This is a genomic window from Pleionea mediterranea, assembly GCF_003148745.1.
Taxonomy (GTDB): Bacteria; Pseudomonadota; Gammaproteobacteria; order Enterobacterales; family Kangiellaceae; genus Pleionea; species Pleionea mediterranea.
On sequence record NZ_QGGU01000002.1, the window covers coordinates 174,559 to 192,267 of the forward strand.

The window sequence follows — 17,709 nt, forward strand, 5'->3', positions numbered from 1 at the left end:
TTGATTAGGCTGATTAAAATAGAAAGAGCGTGAGAGATAATAATTTAACGTTATTTTTTGACCCAACGACCATTCACTTCAATATAATGACCGGACTGAGTTTTCTCGATGGCTTTTTTACCGGCGATCAATTCAACTTTACTTAAATCGATATTGCGTGAGTTGGCCACTTCCTGATACTTCTGCTTGCGCTTGGCGTTAACATCATCAACCAGACGACGCACATCACTGGGGGCATTGTTAACCACAAGTCCAAGATAGCCGTTACTCTTTTCGCCAATTAAACCTTCTGCCTTTGCGCTGTCAAGATTGGCCGCCCAGGCAGAAGCCATGGTTAACGTTAGCAGGGCAACAGTGAACGAAATAAAACGACGAACGGAACGAGTCAGATTATTTTTTTGAGATAAATACATTAAACGGTTCATCATTGAGCTCCTAAAATAAATCATCATCACTAAGAATATCTTCTACATCTTTTTCAACTTTGATTCTAATTTCGTGTTTAATATTTAAGTTGATTTCCAGGGGTTTATCGCCCGACTCCAGTCGAATGGTCGGGTTGCAAGCGGTCAGCAATGATAAGGCTATCAATGCGGTAACCGATGCGGCATAAAGTTGTTTCATGGATTATCCTCCAGTGAGCCCGTTATGTTCTATTTCGATCAGGTCTATTACATCAGGTCTATTTCGCTCAGGCTAATCTAGACCAATTTAACTCAATTGTTATTAACACAGCCTGAATGCAGCAGTGTTTGATCCAGCTTTTTAATATTCTCTTTGCCTAATAGTAGCAGATAGAACAGATTAACATTAGATTGTGGTTGATAGTTAATATTAAACACCTGATGGCTGTTTTTCCCAATATCCGGGTTATGACCTTCCAGCCTGATTTTAAAGTCGAAGCCGCAGGGGCCTCCGCTGATTAAATTGGCATTCATCACTCGATAATGAAAGTTTTGCAAAGTAATATTCGCAATATTGGAAACCGTCTCCTGGGTTAATTCTATTTTTTTGCCCTGGGGTAAATATTCAATAACGCCATTTTCGGATGAGAGCAGACCTTTTTCAAAATTCAAATAACCGTCTTTAAAATGAAATGGCAGATCACCATTTAAGAATCCGGTCATTGCCAGTTCGGGTTTATCCATAATACGACTTATTTTTTTAAGACTGATGTGATTGACATTAAGTGTACCGCTAACCTGATTAAGCGGCTTGTACTGTTTTAAGCTCTGTAGCGACAATGAGCCATCCAGTAGCTTCGAGTCGAGCGTTAACTGTTTTATTTTTATCGGATCGCTTAACCAGAAGTCACTACTAAATTGATGTTGTTGCTGATCCAGTCCCTGGTAATCCAAATCGGCACTGAGAATTAATTGAAACTTATTCCAGGGAGAGAATGAATCTTCATTAATTGGATTGTCTTGTATCAGATCCTGGTTGTTTTCGGAGCTTGATGGTGCTTGCCAGATAAGTTTTAGCATAATATCTGAAAGCTTGGTGCCAGAAAGCGTAATGGAGTTGTCGCTGGATTTTATGGAGCCTGCTAACTGAATTGCTTCGTCTGCAGTCGATGTATTGAATGCCCATTGTCCATTTAACGATGTATTCAAACTTAATTGGTTGGTGTGATTAAGGGTTAAATTATTAATCAATTTTCCTGGTTTTTTCTGTAAGCGTTTTAATAAAGGTTTTATTTGTTTTATGTCCGCTTGAAAATTGGTATGAAAATTCATTTTTGATGGCGTTAATTTTCCGCTAAGGTCACCATTCATAGCAATAACGCTTCGATTTGAAGTCGTAGTTTGAGTGACGGGTTTTTCAGTATCCTCAACAGGCAGCCATTTTAACGAAAACTGTTGGTTTGAAAGGTCGAGCGATGCTTCTATATCGTTATGAATTTCTGACTGCCACTTCGAAAGCTCAATCAATTTATTACTTTTAATGGTTAACTGACGCAACTGATTTAATAGTTGAGCTACGGTTGGATTAGTGTCTTCAGGTAACCATGACAATTTGTTTGAAGAATTAGGCGCTGTAAAAGTATTAACGTCGGAAAATTTAATATCGGTTTTCCAGGTAGGGTGTAACGATATTAAATGAGCGGTTGTTGGTGTTGGTTTTTTTATCGACAAAGTATCGATCATGATCGGCTGTGATTTTAAATTAAGAAGATGCCATTGATCTTGTTGTTTGTGAAGCTCAAAGGTGGCGTCAGCGGTAATTTTATCAATGTTGATATCCTTTAACAGCGAGCTGAGTCTATCATCCAGACTGATCAACTGGAGTGCCAGTTGATGTTGTGAAGCGGTTGACATGTCCAGTGGTATATCGCTTTTAATTGTTAACCTATGCTTATCTTCTATTGTTAAAGTAGTATTAATATTTATTCGATTATCGACCAGTTGAAATTCATTAAGCTCAATGCGAAAGTTCAGGGAAGAGGGTTTTATAGCAAGTTTTAACTTCGAGGTATCCAGATTGCCGGTAATGCTTGATTCAGCTGCATGCCAATGGCTTTCTTTACGGATGTTTATGTCGCCATTTATTGAGTTTAAAGCAATGTTATCTGTTTCGATGGCTGCCTTTTGCAACGACAGCTTGGTTTCCAGATTGATGATATCCAGTAGATTGGCCTGTATATTTGGGTTAGCGTTCGATGATGTGTTTAAATTTAACGCCCCGTCAAACGATAAGTCGATCATCCCGGAAAGCTGTTGAGTAAGTGTTTTATTCTTGTCCGGATCATTGGATATCGGATTTTCTGTTATCAATAAACTATTGAGTTGCTTTAGATCTATACGATTAAGCTGTCCGTTGATGGTCAGTGTCTGCTTGTCTTTGCTTATAAAATTTAGTTTACCTGAAAAATCTCTGTCAGAATTGAGATTAAAACTTCCTTGTAATTCATGGTCATTATGTATCAGTGAACCCGTTAATGTCATTTCAGGGTATGCGTGATATTGTTTGCCCGACTTGTTTTGATCGCTAAGCTCTTTTTGGTCACTTACTTTTTCTAGAATACGAATATTTTTTTGAACGGTTGCTTGTAACTTTTCTATGGTTATTTTAGGTAAGCTTTGTAACAGACTTGCTGGATTAAATGCTTGCTGGTTGTTTATATCATTATAATTGCTGGAGTCTTTTGAAAACGCTTTATTTAATGCTTGCGGTTGTTGCACTAATAAATCGGCTGAATCTAATTGAATGGCTTGCAATGAAAAAGGTATCCAGTTAAATATCAACTGAGTATTTTGCAGTTCCAGACGGTTACTTGTCTGTTCAATGCTAACTTTTTCAATATTAACCTGTTCGATGATAACTTTTTCGATGAATATGCCCTGAAAGTCAGGCCGTTTAATAACGAGTTGGCTGAGTTTGGTATCCGCGGGAAGTTGTTGCTGAATGATGTAACGGGCGATTGATGGGAAAAAAGCGTAACTGGCGATTAAGCTCGCTGTTAAAAGTATAATTATTATGAGTAATAATTTTTTCATGATTGACATAATAAAAGGGCCACATAAGTGGCCCGGTATATTTTATTGTTCACGTGCTATGGCTCGATGACCAATGTCGGTTCTCATATACATATTGTCCCAGGATATTTTTTCAGCTCTTTGATAAGCGACTTTTTGTGCGTCGGTTACCGTGTCGGCTAATCCCACCACACACAATACGCGGCCACCGGAAGTTACCACCTTATCGTCTTGCAGCTTTGTGCCAGCATGAAAAACTTTACTGTTGTCAATATTATCATCCAGTCCGCTAATTTCGTCACCTTTATTATAACTGTTAGGGTAACCGCCGGCGGCCAACACAACACCCAGTGCCGCGCGAGGATCCCAGTCGCAACTGGCGCTATCCAGTTTGCCATTAATTGCGGTTAAACACAGTTTAACCAGATCCGATTGCATGCGGCTCATAATGGGCTGAGTTTCCGGATCACCAAAGCGGCAATTGTATTCAAGTACTTTAGGCGTTCCATTTTTATCTATCATTAATCCGGCGTATAAAAAACCAGTGTAGGGATGGCCTTCGGCAGCCATGCCTTTTACGGTTGGCCAGATAACTTCTTTCATGGCACGGTCGTGCAGTTCTTGTGTAACCACGGGTGCCGGTGAATAAGCGCCCATACCGCCCGTGTTGGGGCCGGTATCGCCATTGTCTCGTGCTTTATGATCTTGCGACGTTGCCAGTGGCAGCACGTGTTCGCCATCGACCATCACGATAAAACTGGCCTCTTCACCTTGTAAAAACTCTTCGATGACCACTCGTGAGCCGGCGTCACCAAATTTGTTGCCTTCTAGCATGTCGTCAATGGCATCGAACGCCTGTTGTTCGGTTTCTGCGATGATCACACCTTTACCTGCGGCCAGACCGTCGGCCTTAATGACAATGGGTGTGCCTTGTTCGCGAACGTAATCTTTTGCAGCCTGAATGTCGGTAAAGTTGCCGTAAGCTGCAGTGGGAATGTTATGACGCGCCAAAAAGTCTTTGGTGAAAGCTTTTGAGCCTTCCAGTTGCGCGGCGCCTTTGGTTGGGCCAAAGATGTTAAGACCGGCTTCACGAAACGCATCCACTACACCAATAACCAAAGGGGCTTCTGGACCAACAATGGTCAGTTCAACGTTATTGTTTTTGGCAAACTCGATCAGTGCCGGTATATCTTCAACACCAATGTTAACGTTTTCAAGTTTTGGCTCGGTTGCCGTACCGGCGTTACCCGGTGCTACAAAGACTTTATTGACCGACTGGTTTTGCGCCGCTTTCCAGCCCAGTGCATGTTCACGACCACCACTACCAATAATTAATACATTCATAAATTTGCTCTCTTAATTTTCGGGTTGTCGTTAATCGCGATAGCTATCCACGGTTGGGCAGCTGCACATCAAGTTTCGATCACCAAACACATCGTCAATGCGATTAACCGTAGGCCAGAATTTGCTGGTTAATTGTTGCTCTAACGGGAAACAGGCATCTTTAATGCTGTAGTTTCGATCCCAGTTGGCAACATCCACTTGTGTGTGGGGGGCAAATCTTAGTGGATTATGATCTTTGTCCATTTCACCGCTGGCAATCTGATTGATTTCCTGCTTGATGGTGATCATGGTTTCAATAAAGCGATCCAGTTCTGCTTGCGACTCACTTTCCGTGGGCTCAATCATCAGGGTACCGGCTACCGGAAAGCTCATGGTGGGTGAGTGGAAGCCAAAGTCCATCAGACGCTTGGCGATATCGACTTCGGTTATGCCAGTGTCGGCTTTAATTTGACGTAAATCGATAATGCACTCATGCGCCACGCGATCGTTACGTCCGGTGTAAAGTACCGGATAATGTTCGCCGAGTTTTTTTGCCAGATAATTCGCATTTAACAGGGCATTCTCTGTGGCATGACGTAATCCTTCGCCACCCATCATGGCAATGTACATCCAGCTGATGGGTAAAATAGAAGCGCTGCCGTAAGGCGCTGCGGCTACCGCACCATTGCCTTCGTTGGTATCTTCGATGGTTCGAACTGTGTGGTTGGGTAAAAAGGGCGCCAGATGGGATTTTACACCAATCGGTCCCATGCCCGGGCCACCACCACCATGAGGAATGCAGAAGGTTTTGTGCAGGTTAAGATGCGACACGTCGGAACCTATGTAGCCGGGTGCAGTAATGCCCACCTGAGCGTTCATATTGGCACCGTCCATATACACCTGACCGCCGTGCTGATGCACTATGTCGCAAATGTCTTTAATGGATTCTTCGTACACGCCGTGGGTGGACGGGTAGGTCACCATTATGGCGGCCAGATTATCGGATAATTCTTGCGCTTTGTTTTTCAGGTCGTCCATGTCGACGTTGCCTTTATCGTCGCAATTTACCACGACCACTTTCATATTCGCCATTTGTGCACTGGCCGGATTAGTGCCGTGCGCAGAACTTGGGATCAGACAGATATTACGATGGCCTTCGCCACGACTTTCGTGGTACTTCATGATGGCTAACAAGCCTGCGTATTCACCTTGAGCCCCTGAGTTGGGTTGCATGGAAATATTATCGTAACCGGTGATGGTAATTAACCAGTCTCCCAGTTCTTTGATCATTTGATCGTATCCCTTTGTTTGCGCTTTGGGTGCAAACGGGTGCATGTTGGCAAATTCTGGCCAGGACACAGGGATCATTTCGGAGGTTGCATTGAGTTTCATGGTGCAGGAGCCAAGCGCAATCATCGAGTGAGTCAGTGAAATGTCCTTGTTTTCCAGACGTTTCAAATACCGCAGCATTTCAGTTTCGGAATGGTAGCTGTTAAATACCGGGTGGGTTAAAAATTCTGTTTGGCGTTGCAACTCGGCCGGAATGCTGCTGATATTTTGTTTCATCAACTGCTCATCGGCTTGCAGCATATCGATGGATTGATCGGCGCCAGTAATCACTTTTACCAGCTGAGCTATATCGTCTTTTGTGGTGGTTTCATCAATAGCAGCACCGAGTTGATTGTTGCCGTCGTTGCGTAAATTGATGCCGGCGGCTAATGCCCGTTTAATCACGCTATCGGCGTCATCCACGGTAAAGGTCAGGGTGTCGAACCAATGTTGATTGACCAGTGCAATTTTGTTCGCTTTAAGTTGTTCGGCTAACAAGGTGGTCAGACGATTGATGCGTGTGGCAATACGCTTAAGACCTTCGGGGCCATGGTACACCGCATAAAACGACGCCATATTGGCCAGTAGTACCTGTGCGGTACAGATGTTAGACGTGGCTTTTTCACGGCGTATGTGTTGCTCGCGAGTCTGCATTGCCATTCGCAGCGCCTGATTGTCACGGGTGTCTTTTGACACACCAATGATGCGACCGGGAATAGAACGTTTGTAAGCGTCACGGGTGGCAAAGAAAGCGGCATGAGGACCACCAAAACCCATTGGCACGCCAAATCGTTGCGCGGAACCCAGCACCACATCGGCGCCCATTTCGCCAGGTGACTTCAATAACACCAGACTCATTAAGTCGGCCGCTACCGCAACTATGGCTTTCTTTTCATGCAGTTGGGCAATCAGAGATTCTAATGATTCTATGTTGCCGTGCTTGTCGGGGTATTGCAAAAAGGCACCAAACACATCGTGATTTGCGGCATCAGAGGCCGGGCCATAAATCAGTTCAAAACCAAAATAAGCCGCGCGCTCTTGCATCACATCAATGGTTTGTGGGAAGGCATTTTCATCAATAAAAAACAGATTGGACTTTTTGTTTTTTGACACACGTTTTGCCAAAGACATGGCTTCGGCTGCCGCAGTTGCTTCGTCCAGTAATGAAGCACTGGCCAGTTCCAGACCGGTTAGATCGATGGTGACCTGTTGAAAATTAATGATGGCTTCCAGACGACCCTGTGCGCCTTCTGGCTGATAGGGAGTATAAGCGGTGTACCAACCCGGATTTTCCAGAACATTTCTTAAAATAACCGTCGGCGTTTTTACATTGTAGTAGCCCATACCAATATAGGACTTATTGACGGTGTTTTGCTTCGCCAGAGATTTCAGGTAATTGAGCGAGTCTTGCTCACTGCGCGCTGTCGGGAGAGCTAACGCTTCCGGTAACTGGATTTTTTTCGGTACCGTCTGTTCGATCAGTTCATCAAGCGAGTTAAGCCCCAGTGCTTTTAGCATGGCTTGTTGCTCTGCTTCACTCGGCCCTATGTGGCGTCGAACAAATTCCTGGTGGTTTTCCAGTTGCGTTATAGACTGTGGATTGGTCTGACTCATTACATCTTCCCGTTTATTGTCGGCACACAGGCCGCTTACTCATAACAAAATCATAGCCAGCAACCGCTGATGCTGAATTGATTTCTGATCAATATTTCTGGCTTATAAAAACAAAAGCCTCAACAGCACATGTCGAGGCTTAAGAACATTGCTTATGTCCGGTTACTCGTCGGCAATGGATTCTGCGTAGGCATCGGCATCCAGCAATTCATTGATGTCGCCATCATTGCTGGGCTGAATGCGGAACATCCAGCCGTCACCGTAACTGTCGGTGTTAACGGTTTCTGGCGCATCTTCAAGGTTATCGTTAATTTCGATAATGGTGCCGGAAACAGGGGCATAAATGTCAGATGCCGCTTTTACCGATTCAACCACCGCGACTTCATCACCGGCAGCCACTTCGGCGTCCATTTCTGGCAACTCAACGTAAACAACGTCGCCAAGTAACTCTTGTGCGTGATCGCTAATACCAACAACAACGCTGCCGTCGTCTTCTAGTCGTGCCCACTCATGGCTGGACGCGTACTTTAATTCGCTTGGAATATCGCTCATGTGACTAATCCTCGTTTCCTGAATGATTCTAATTTCAAACTATCTAATTTTAACGTAATTTTTAAATTTTTCTGAACAATAGTAAGGTGATCGACAATTGGGATCGCCCTGCTATTTAACCCATCTAGATCAGTGGTTTGCCATTGCGAACGAAACAGGCTTTTACCACTTTAGCGGGCACTTGCTTACCACGCATCTCAACCATAACCTGCTCGCCCGCGGTTTTTGGTATACGAGCAAATGCGATGCTTTTCTTTAAGGTCGGTGACATGGTGCCGCTGGTGGTTTCACCAATGCTGCCGTCTTCACAAATGACTTTCATATGCGCGCGCATCACGCCTTTGCCTTCGAGTACCAGCCCGGCCAGCTTGTTTTTAACGCCATCGGCTTTTTGTTGCTCGAGGGCTTTGCGGCCAATAAAGTCACGATCAGCGGGTTCCCAGGTGATGGTCCAGCCCATATTGGCTTCCAGTGGTGATACGGTTTCATCCATATCCTGACCATAAAGGTTCATGCCCGCTTCCAGACGCAAAGTATCTCGCGCGCCAAGCCCACAGGGCTTAACACCTGCGTCTAACAGAGCGTTCCAGAAAGTGTCCACCTGAGCCAGTGGTACCATAATTTCGTAGCCGTCTTCGCCGGTGTAACCGGTACGGGCGATAAACAGTCCGTCACTTTCTACGGCAAAGAATACGCCTATGTCTTTGCTGGCCTGCTTTTGCGCGTCGGTAAATACCGATTGTGTTTTGGCAATGGCATTGGGACCTTGTACCGCAAGCATGGCGTAATCCGGATTATGGGCGACCTTGACGTCAAAATCTTGAGCCTGCTTTTCCATCCAGGCCAGATCTTTTTCTCGGGTGGAGGCGTTAACCACAACTCGGTAAAAGGTATCGTCGATATAGTAAGTGATTAGGTCGTCGATCACACCACCGTCTTCATTCAGCATGCCGCTGTAAAGGGCTTTTCCAGATTCGGTTAATTTGGCGATATCGTTTGCCAGTAATTTTCGGAGGTAAGGTTTGGCGTCGGCGCCGGTGACATCGACAATGGTCATGTGTGACACATCAAACATACCAGCATCGGTACGAACGGTTTGATGTTCATCGATTTGTGAACCGTAGTTGATGGGCATGTCCCATCCGCCAAAGTCCACCATTTTAGCGCCAGCATCAATATGGTGCTGATAAAAAGGAGTCTTTAAACCCATGTATACCTTCCTGACTTTGTGTGCATTGAGCGCAAATGGTTAGCCCAATTTTAATGTAATTATCTTATGCTTAAATTTTGAGCGCGAATTATACCTGTCACACCAGCATTAACAAATCGGATTTTAATGATTTAAACAAATTGCTGATAACTGAAAGCCATAAGCCTGTGAAATATTCACTCAGGTAAGAGCGAAAGGTAAACACGCTCTAATTTTTGTGCCAGTTGTATAAGCTTTAGTGATGCCAATAATTGCTTTTAAAGTAAACGCTAATGACTCGCAGGATCAGAACCTTGTTGATCGTGGCCGGCATTGGCAAAAATCTGTTCGATATCAATACTGTCAAAGGCGTATTCGGTCTGGCAGAACTCACAGTTCATGGTGATCTTGCCATTTTCGGCTAGCATCTCGTTAAGTTCATCTCTTGGCACCAAGGTTAACGATGCGAGAGATTTTTGGCGACTGCATCCGCATTGATATTCTATAGGCTTGGCTGGGTAAAGGCGCAGTGGATCCTGATGAAACAGACGGTGCAGAACCGTCTCGGCATTCAGCGATAAGGCTTCTTCGGGTTTCAGGGTTTGTGCCAGTTGAGACAAATGTTCAAATCCGCTGATGTCTTCCGAAGGGTTATCGTTATAACCGTCATTTGAACCTCTTGTTGCAGGCATGGCCTGAAGCATTAATCCTACGGCAGTCTCCTGATTGCTGAACAACCAGATGCGGGTGGCCAGCTGTTCCGACTGATTGAAGTAATCCTCCAAATTAGCTGCAAGGGACGATTGATGCATCGGAACAATTCCCTGATAGCGTTTGCCCTGTTCCGGTTCGATGGTGAGCGCCATTTGAGCACCGGGCATCAACTGTTTTAAATCGTCACAGTTTGCCAGCGTCTGTTCGTTTGCCTGTTCGTTATAACGCGCCACGCCACGAAACTGGTGATTGTGATTGGCCTGAACCAGCAACAGGGAAAGATCGCCGCCGCTTTGAGCTTGCAGTGACAAGCGGCCTTCGAACTTGATGGTTTCAATCATCAGATTGGTCGCCAGTGCGGCTTCGAACAGCTGTTGTTTAACCGCTGCTGGGTATTGATGTCCCTGTTGCAGAGCCTGTAAACCATCGGTTAACTGGATCCACTGGCCGCGAACGGCATGTTCTTCAAATAAAAATCGGATGATGTGATCTTTGGTGTCTGCGGCATTGGTCATCGCTGTCTGGTGATCCTTTTACGTTAAGGTCGAAGTCGTAATAGTGTTTTGCAAATATCTATCTGGTTAACTGTCAGGTATTGCCAAGGTCGCTATTTTACTCGTTTGTGTTGATCCTTTTAAAGCGATGAATTTGTCGACGTTGCTTTTTATCCGGTTTTCCTTGTGGGGCAACAATGCCGGCGGCTTTTCTGAGTTCTCTGGCCTGCTCGCGTTTTTCAAGACTTTCGGGCGTTTCGGAATAGAGTGTCTGGGCAATTTTAGCCGGACCGCGTTTGTCGGAAAGCTGCTCGATAACAATTTCCCGCTCATCGGCACCAAGTCTTAATGTCAGGTGCACTTGCCGCTGAACAATGCGCCCCGGTTTAACCCGCTGCCCGTCGTAGTGGACTTTGCCTCCTTCAATGGCGGCTTTTGCCAGCGCACGGGTTTTGTAAAATCGTGCCGCCCATAGCCATTTGTCGAGTCTTACCTGAAGTTCGTCTTGCATAATTAAGCGTTAACCTTGGTTGCTGGGCTTCTGGAGCGAAAGATAAACACGCTCTAGTATTTAGACATCTATTAGTAGACGTAGTAGTTTGCATAGGCTTTTAATTTTACCGGGCTACGCCTTTGGTCTCAAAAGGAATCTCAAATGGACTCTCATACCGATCTTAAAGCGGCTGTTAAGATGATCGCAAAACACATTCATATCCAAACACTGTCATATCCATTTAATAGATAATGACTAATGTGTAGCGTTTTTAAGCTTTGCGGCACTTTTAGGCTTGCGTTAACTCTAATGATCGAATGATTATATGATTTTGTGAATACTACCCAGTTTAAAAAGGAGATCCAGAGTATTTTTTGGTATGCTTGCGTGTTTACGCCAATTGGGTGAACCTTGAGGTTCGCTAACAGGTGTTTGGCAAAGCGTCTGGATCGTCGCTGGCAATTACAATAACTATAATGATAACAATGCCTTAGCCAATAATTTAACGGTTAGGTTAGGAATACTGAACAACATGCAAGTAAATGCAGCATTATTGAATCGACTGAACAAACCGGATCCCTGGATCAAGCTGGCCAGCGCTGCGTTGTTGGCTATTGCTTTGTATTTGTTGGCAAAACTGGTTTGGCTATGGGTTGATGCGTTTACCGCAGACTATAAAATTCCACCCATGGCGGCTAAACCGTCTTCCCAGCAAAGCACCCAGGCCAGTCAGGTATCCGTTGATGCGATAGTTAACAAACATTTGTTTGGTGATGTGAATGCGGCTCCGGTGCAGCAGGAAGTGCAACAGGTTGAGGCCGAAGAAACCCGGTTGCCACTTAAGTTACGCGGTATATATGCCTCGACCAATGATAAGCGCGCCAGTGCAATTATTGAAGCTGGTGGTGGTCAACAGGATGTGTATTTTCTCGGTGATAAAATAAACGGTGGCCGTGGCGCAGTTTTGCATCAGGTGCAGCCTACCAAAGTTATTTTGAATCGAAACGGTCAGCTGGAATCTCTGACACTTGAGCAGGAAGAATCTGCGTTCAGTGTTGAAGAAGAGCGAACGACGGCCATTGAGTCACGTGCGCCAGCGGCTAAAGCCGGTAACCTTGTGGTGGATAATCCTCGAGTGACACGGGAATTAAATGAAATTCGCGATAAACTGCAATCGGATCCGGCCAGTTTAAAAGATTTGATGCGGTGGCAGCCGGTCATGGAAAACGGTGTATTGCAAGGTGTTAAAATTTCACCGGGAAAAGCGCGTCGATTGTTCCATGAATTAAAACTGCGTCGAAATGATGTGGTGACCAATATTAACGGTATTCCATTGAATGATCCGTCGCAACTGTTAATGTTGCAACAAAACTTAACCGATGCGACGGAAATTAGCTTAACACTGTTACGAGACGGCCAATCGCAAGATTTAACCGTACGTTTAGACGGTGGCGATTCGCCCGATTTACGTGGTGGACGACGAGAAGAACGATAAAAAATTATCCGGACCGGGTAGTGTAAAAACACGGTCAGGTTTGAATTGTTGAACAGGTATTTATATGAAGTCGAGTTTTAGGGACCAACCCATGTTGAAACAGTGCCTTGTGGCTCTTTTATTGCTGGCCTTTGTGCCTGCATCCTGGGCTGCCAAAGCCACGGTGAATTTAAAAGACACCGACATAAAAGTGTTTATTGAAACCGTTAGCCGGTTAACCGGCAAAACCATTATTCTCAGCGATCGCGTAAAGGGTAAAAAGGTTAATGTGATTTCACAAACCCCGCTGAATGAAGAAGAAATATGGGGCCTGTTTTTAAGTGTTTTAAAGCTGAATGATTTTGGTGTGGTTGAGCAGGGTAACATCGTAAAAGTGATTCAGGATCAGGAAGTCAAACAAGACGCCACCCGAGTGGATGATGGAACCCTGGATGCGCCTGCCGATGAGCAGGTTACCCGCGTGATCAAAGTGGAAAACGTAAACGTCACGCAACTGATGCCAGTGTTGCGTCAGTTAAGCCCTCAAAAAATGCACATGGGGCAGATTCGAGCCACTAACGTTATTTTATTGCACGATTCAAAAGCCAACGTCGATCGTATTGTTAAAGTGATTGAACAAATTGATCATGAAAGCAACGAAGAAATTGAAGTGATTGAACTGCAGCACGCGGCAGCATCGGAAGTGGTGAATATTTTAGAGATGTTGCAAAAGCAGGATGCACAAAAAGATGTGGCGGCATCTGAGCCACGCTTTGTTGCCGATGAGCGTACCAACTCTATTTTACTCAGTGCCGAAAAACGCGATCGATTACGATTGAGAGCCTTGATTGCCCGGCTTGACAGTGAAAACAGTTCCGACGGCAACACCAAAGTTATTTATCTGAATTACGCCAAAGCCACAGAAGTGTCGCAATTGTTAGAAGGCGTTGGCGAGTCGATTGAAACCGACGATCCAAAAGTTAAGGCGCAAAAGCGAGCCTCCTCAAAACCTTATTCCATCAAAGCCCACGAAGACACCAACTCATTGGTGATCACGGCTCAGCCCGATATGTTGAAATCCTTTGAAGCGGTGATCCGTCAGCTGGATATTCGTCGCGCTCAGGTTCATGTTGAAGCAGTGATTGCCGAAGTCTCCGATGTGGGGTTAAAGCAACTGGGCGTGCAACTGTTATCGGTTGCCGGAGCTTTTACCAATTTTGGTAACACTGGCACTTCAATGGTTGGGGTTGGTCAGGGTATTGCTGCGCTTCGCGGTCAGGAAACCGGCGGTGAGTTTGTGCGCGATGAAGACGGTAACGTGTTTCAAAATCCGGTACGACGCAACGGTGATAATGGCGCGGCGCTGGCACAAGCATTATCGGGATCCCAGGGCGCAGTATTTGGCTTTGGTGAAACCGACTCAAACGGCGATCTGGAGTGGGGCGCATTAATTCAGGCGTTGGGTCGCGACACCGAATCAAATGTATTATCAACACCCAGTATTACCACGCTGGATAATGAAGAAGCATCCATCAGTGTTGGTCAGGAAGTGCCAATTGTGACCGGTAGTGCGCTTGGCAACAATAACTCCAATCCGTTTCAAACGGTTGATCGAAAAGATGTAGGCATCCAGTTAAAAATTACGCCATTAATTAACGAAGGTAACTCCGTACGTTTACAGATTGAACAGGAAGTCTCTTCCATTGCTGGTACAACAGGCGCCGACATTATTACCAATAAACGAAAAATCACCACCACGGTTCAAGTGAATGATGGTGGCATGGTGGTACTGGGTGGATTGATAGATGAAGATATACAAGAAAGTACGGAAAAGGTGCCCGTTTTAGGTGATATTCCATTGATTGGCAGTTTATTTTCGTCCAATCGAACCACCAAAACCAAACGTAATTTAATGGTATTTATTCGACCCAAAATTCTGCGCGATGACTCCAGCATTCATCAGCTCAGTTCGCGTAAATATAATTACATTCGCGGTAAACAGTTGGATATGCGCGCTAAAGGCGTTTCATTAATGAGTGATGAAGATACGCCATTATTGCCTGAATGGGATGACAGTCTGGCATTGCCTCCCTCATTTGAAGACAGCATGAAAAAGTCGGAGGACGATAGGTTTCCACTGATTCATTCCGATAAAAATCAGGCCGAAAAAGACAAAGCGGCGACTAAAGATGAGTCCTCGTCAGATAAAGAGAACACGGACAATGGCAACTGAGTTAGCGTCTGGCGAGCAAGACATTCTGGCGGATGAGGCCATGCAGCCCGCCATTGAATCGGATACTCTCGATAGCCCTGATCTGGTGAGTGATGAGGGCATTATTCACGCCCGTCTGCCGTTTGGTTTTGCCAGACGTCAGGGCATTGTTGTGATTGATGATAAGGCCGAGCCAGCACTGGTGATCACCCGTCATAATGTGTCTCGCGATGCGGTGATCGAAGTGCGCCGATTTCTTGATCGGGCCATGTCATTAAAAGCCGTCTCGGACGAAGAATTTGAACAGCATCTTGGCGCGGTTTATCAGAACGACAGTTCAGAAGCCATGCAGGCCATGGAAGACATTGGCGAAGAGATGGATCTGTTCCGGTTGGCCGAAGAGCTGCCAGAAACCGAAGACTTATTGGAAAATGAAGACGATGCGCCGATCATAAAGTTGATCAATGCGTTGTTGACCGAGGCGATCAAAGAAAGCGCTTCGGATATTCACATAGAAACCTTCGAAAAAGAATTAAAAGTCCGTTTTCGGATCGACGGTGTGTTGCGAGAAGTACTGTCACCGGGACGTAAGTTGGCGCCTTTATTGGTGTCGCGTATTAAAGTTATGGCGAAGTTAGACATCGCCGAAAAACGTATTCCGCAAGACGGCCGTATTGCCCTTCGCATTGCCAACCGCGCGGTGGATGTGCGGGTTTCAACCATGCCATCGAGCCATGGAGAGCGGGTGGTATTGCGATTACTCGACAAGCAGGCGGGTCGACTCGACTTTTCTCATCTGGGTATGCCGGAAAGTCTGATGAAGCAAATGAGCAATATTCTGCATAAACCCCACGGCATTATTTTGGTTACCGGCCCTACCGGTTCCGGTAAAACCACCACGCTTTACGCCGGTTTAACCATGTTAAACAGCAAACAACGTAATATTTTGACGGTGGAAGATCCGGTGGAATACCTGCTCGATGGCATTGGTCAGACACAGGTTAATACCAAAGTGGACATGACCTTTGCCCGTGGCCTGCGCGCTATTTTGCGTCAGGATCCCGATGTGGTGATGGTGGGTGAGATTCGAGATCTGGAAACCGCGCAAATTGCAGTGCAAGCATCATTAACCGGACATCTGGTGTTATCGACATTACACACCAACACGGCGGTTGGTGCTGTAACGCGGCTGGTGGACATGGGGGTCGAACCCTTCCTGTTATCTTCATCGATGCTTGGCGTATTGGCGCAACGACTGGTACGAACCTTATGCAAAGACTGTAAAGAAGGTTACATCGCGGATCAAAAAGAATGCGAACTGATGGGCTTTGATGTTGCAAATCCGCCAACCATTTATCGCGCAACCGGTTGTGAAGAATGTCGTCACCTGGGTTACAAAGGACGACAGGGATTATTTGAATTATTACTGGTGGATGATGAGATGCGCACCATGATCCATAACGGTGACAGTGAGCAGTCCATCGAGCGGCACGCGCGAAAGTTCAGTCCATCGATTCGCGTCGATGGGCGTGACCGTGTACTGGAAGGCATGACCACTGTTGAAGAAGTGCTTCGGGTAACTCGGGAAGACTGATGGCTGCATTTGAGTACACAGCGCTCGACGTAAAAGGGCGCCAGAAAAAAGGCATACTCGAAGGCGATACGCCGCGACAGATTCGTCAGAACCTGCGTGACAAAGGTTTGGCGCCTTTGAGCGTTGAAGCGGTAACCGAAAAACATCGAAAACAGCAATCGCGTAAGCCATTGTTTTCTGCGCCGGGTATGAGCGCCGCCGATCTGGCGTTGATCACCCGACAAATTGCTACCCTGATTAACGCCGCTATTCCGGTGGAAGAATCATTAAAAGCAGTGGCTGATCAGTGTGAAAAACCAAAACATCAAACCATTATGATGGGTGTTCGTTCCCGAGTGGTTGAAGGTCATATGTTGGCCGATGCGTTACGGGAATATCCGCGCGTGTTTGATGATCTTTATTGTTCAATGGTGGCGGCAGGAGAGAAGTCTGGTCATCTTGATTCGGTACTGGATCGACTCGCCGATTACACCGAACGCCGACAGGAAATGAAATCGAAAGTCTCTTCCGCCATGGCTTACCCTATGATTTTGGGTGTAGTGAGTTTTCTGGTGATCATCTTTTTATTGTCTTACGTAGTGCCAAAAATTGTCGAACAGTACCGCGATATGGGCGGCGAGTTGCCCGGCTTAACCCAGGCGCTCATTACCACCAGTGATTTTGTGATTGATAATGGTGTGTTTGTCGGGCTCGGAATTTTTGCCTTGATTGCTGGCTTCAAAACATTATTAAGAAATCCGAAACGCTTAAAGCGATGGCATCAGTCGATTTTAAAATTGCCGCTGTTTGGTCGCGTCAGCCGAAATGTAAATGCGGCGCGTTTTGCCCGTACCTTATCCATATTGAATTCCAGTTCGGTGCCTTTATTGGAAGCGTTAAAAATCTCCGGTGATGTAATGACCAACATTGAACTGAAAGAAGCGGTGCATGAAGCGACCTTTAAAGTTCGCGAAGGTACATCGCTTAAAGCGTCATTGCAGTCGACCGGACACTTCCCGCCGATGATGTTGCACATGATTGGCAGCGGTGAAGCTTCCGGTGAGCTGGATCGAATGCTGGAAAAAGCAGCCGACAATCAGGATCGACAATTCGAATCACTGGTGGGTGTGATCACCACCATGATTGGGCCGTTAATGATCCTGTTTATGGGTGGTTTTGTACTGACAATTGTACTGGCAATTTTATTACCCATATTCCAGATGAATCAATTGATGAGTGGTTAGTGCAACACGCTAGCAACAAATT

13 protein-coding genes are annotated in these 17,709 nt (G+C 45.6%); 4 read left to right on the plus strand and 9 right to left on the minus strand.

Going from position 1 to position 17,709, the window contains the following annotated elements:
* Positions 1–50: 50 nt before the first annotated feature.
* The 9 genes from C8D97_RS02875 to hslR form a co-directional block, all read right to left on the minus strand.
* A complete protein-coding gene (locus tag C8D97_RS02875; protein WP_245411383.1) occupies positions 51–428 on the minus strand; it encodes a YdbL family probable chaperone protein in 378 nt (125 codons plus the stop codon).
* A gap of 7 nt (positions 429–435) precedes the next feature.
* A complete protein-coding gene (locus C8D97_RS02880) occupies positions 436–624 on the minus strand; it encodes a YnbE family lipoprotein (RefSeq protein WP_109761835.1) in 189 nt (62 codons plus the stop codon).
* A 92-nt stretch (positions 625–716) separates the two neighbouring features.
* Positions 717–3,506, minus strand: a complete 2,790-nt coding sequence (locus tag C8D97_RS02885; protein ID WP_109761836.1) for an intermembrane phospholipid transport protein YdbH family protein — start codon at positions 3,504–3,506, stop codon at positions 717–719.
* A 33-nt stretch (positions 3,507–3,539) separates the two neighbouring features.
* Positions 3,540–4,820: a phosphoribosylamine--glycine ligase gene (purD, locus tag C8D97_RS02890; protein ID WP_109761837.1), complete on the minus strand. Its 1,281-nt coding sequence runs from the start codon at positions 4,818–4,820 to the stop codon at positions 3,540–3,542.
* Between the two features lie 30 nt (positions 4,821–4,850).
* A complete protein-coding gene (gene gcvP, locus C8D97_RS02895; RefSeq protein ID WP_109761838.1) occupies positions 4,851–7,742 on the minus strand; it encodes an aminomethyl-transferring glycine dehydrogenase in 2,892 nt (963 codons plus the stop codon).
* 162 nt (positions 7,743–7,904) lie between these two features.
* A complete protein-coding gene (gcvH, locus tag C8D97_RS02900; RefSeq protein ID WP_109761839.1) occupies positions 7,905–8,294 on the minus strand; it encodes a glycine cleavage system protein GcvH in 390 nt (129 codons plus the stop codon).
* Positions 8,295–8,418: 124 nt separating this feature from the next.
* Entirely contained in the window at positions 8,419–9,504 is a 1,086-nt protein-coding gene (gcvT, locus tag C8D97_RS02905; protein WP_109761840.1) for a glycine cleavage system aminomethyltransferase GcvT, read from the minus strand.
* 269 nt (positions 9,505–9,773) lie between these two features.
* Positions 9,774–10,712 (minus strand): Hsp33 family molecular chaperone HslO, encoded by a 939-nt coding sequence (gene hslO, locus C8D97_RS02910; RefSeq protein ID WP_109761841.1) that lies wholly within the window; start codon positions 10,710–10,712, stop codon positions 9,774–9,776.
* 97 nt (positions 10,713–10,809) lie between these two features.
* The gene (gene hslR / locus C8D97_RS02915) at positions 10,810–11,202 is read right to left on the minus strand and encodes a ribosome-associated heat shock protein Hsp15 (RefSeq protein ID WP_109761842.1); all 393 of its coding nucleotides are present in this window, start codon (positions 11,200–11,202) and stop codon (positions 10,810–10,812) included.
* Between the two features lie 514 nt (positions 11,203–11,716).
* On the opposite strand from hslR, the gene gspC reads away from it, so the two are divergent.
* From gspC to gspF, 4 genes are all read left to right on the plus strand, one after another.
* Positions 11,717–12,679 (plus strand): type II secretion system protein GspC, encoded by a 963-nt coding sequence (gene gspC, locus C8D97_RS02920; RefSeq protein ID WP_109761843.1) that lies wholly within the window; start codon positions 11,717–11,719, stop codon positions 12,677–12,679.
* A 91-nt stretch (positions 12,680–12,770) separates the two neighbouring features.
* Complete coding sequence (gene gspD / locus C8D97_RS02925; protein WP_170115115.1) at positions 12,771–14,891, plus strand: type II secretion system secretin GspD; 2,121 nt, start codon at positions 12,771–12,773, stop codon at positions 14,889–14,891.
* The gene (gene gspE / locus C8D97_RS02930) at positions 14,881–16,464 is read left to right on the plus strand and encodes a type II secretion system ATPase GspE (protein WP_280951645.1); all 1,584 of its coding nucleotides are present in this window, start codon (positions 14,881–14,883) and stop codon (positions 16,462–16,464) included. Before gspD ends, gspE begins: the two co-directional genes overlap by 11 nt.
* On the plus strand, positions 16,464–17,687 hold the full coding sequence (gene gspF, locus C8D97_RS02935) for a type II secretion system inner membrane protein GspF (RefSeq protein WP_109761845.1): 1,224 nt from the start codon (positions 16,464–16,466) through the stop codon (positions 17,685–17,687). Before gspE ends, gspF begins: the two co-directional genes overlap by 1 nt.
* Positions 17,688–17,709 lie beyond the last annotated feature (22 nt).

What these genes read in the sequence shown, in the direction of transcription:
- purD (WP_109761837.1), bottom strand. Translation starts at nt 4,820, where the DNA reads ATGAATGTATTAATTATTGGTAGTGGTGGTCGTGAACATGCACTGGGC.
- C8D97_RS02880 (WP_109761835.1), bottom strand. Translation starts at nt 624, where the DNA reads ATGAAACAACTTTATGCCGCATCGGTTACCGCATTGATAGCCTTATCA.
- gspE (WP_280951645.1), top strand. Translation starts at nt 14,881, where the DNA reads ATGGCAACTGAGTTAGCGTCTGGCGAGCAAGACATTCTGGCGGATGAG.
- C8D97_RS02885 (WP_109761836.1), bottom strand. Translation starts at nt 3,506, where the DNA reads ATGTCAATCATGAAAAAATTATTACTCATAATAATTATACTTTTAACA.
- gcvT (WP_109761840.1), bottom strand. Translation starts at nt 9,504, where the DNA reads ATGGGTTTAAAGACTCCTTTTTATCAGCACCATATTGATGCTGGCGCT.
- gspD (WP_170115115.1), top strand. Translation starts at nt 12,771, where the DNA reads ATGTTGAAACAGTGCCTTGTGGCTCTTTTATTGCTGGCCTTTGTGCCT.
- C8D97_RS02875 (WP_245411383.1), bottom strand. Translation starts at nt 428, where the DNA reads ATGATGAACCGTTTAATGTATTTATCTCAAAAAAATAATCTGACTCGT.
- gcvH (WP_109761839.1), bottom strand. Translation starts at nt 8,294, where the DNA reads ATGAGCGATATTCCAAGCGAATTAAAGTACGCGTCCAGCCATGAGTGG.
- hslR (WP_109761842.1), bottom strand. Translation starts at nt 11,202, where the DNA reads ATGCAAGACGAACTTCAGGTAAGACTCGACAAATGGCTATGGGCGGCA.
- gspF (WP_109761845.1), top strand. Translation starts at nt 16,464, where the DNA reads ATGGCTGCATTTGAGTACACAGCGCTCGACGTAAAAGGGCGCCAGAAA.
- gspC (WP_109761843.1), top strand. Translation starts at nt 11,717, where the DNA reads ATGCAAGTAAATGCAGCATTATTGAATCGACTGAACAAACCGGATCCC.
- gcvP (WP_109761838.1), bottom strand. Translation starts at nt 7,742, where the DNA reads ATGAGTCAGACCAATCCACAGTCTATAACGCAACTGGAAAACCACCAG.
- hslO (WP_109761841.1), bottom strand. Translation starts at nt 10,712, where the DNA reads ATGACCAATGCCGCAGACACCAAAGATCACATCATCCGATTTTTATTT.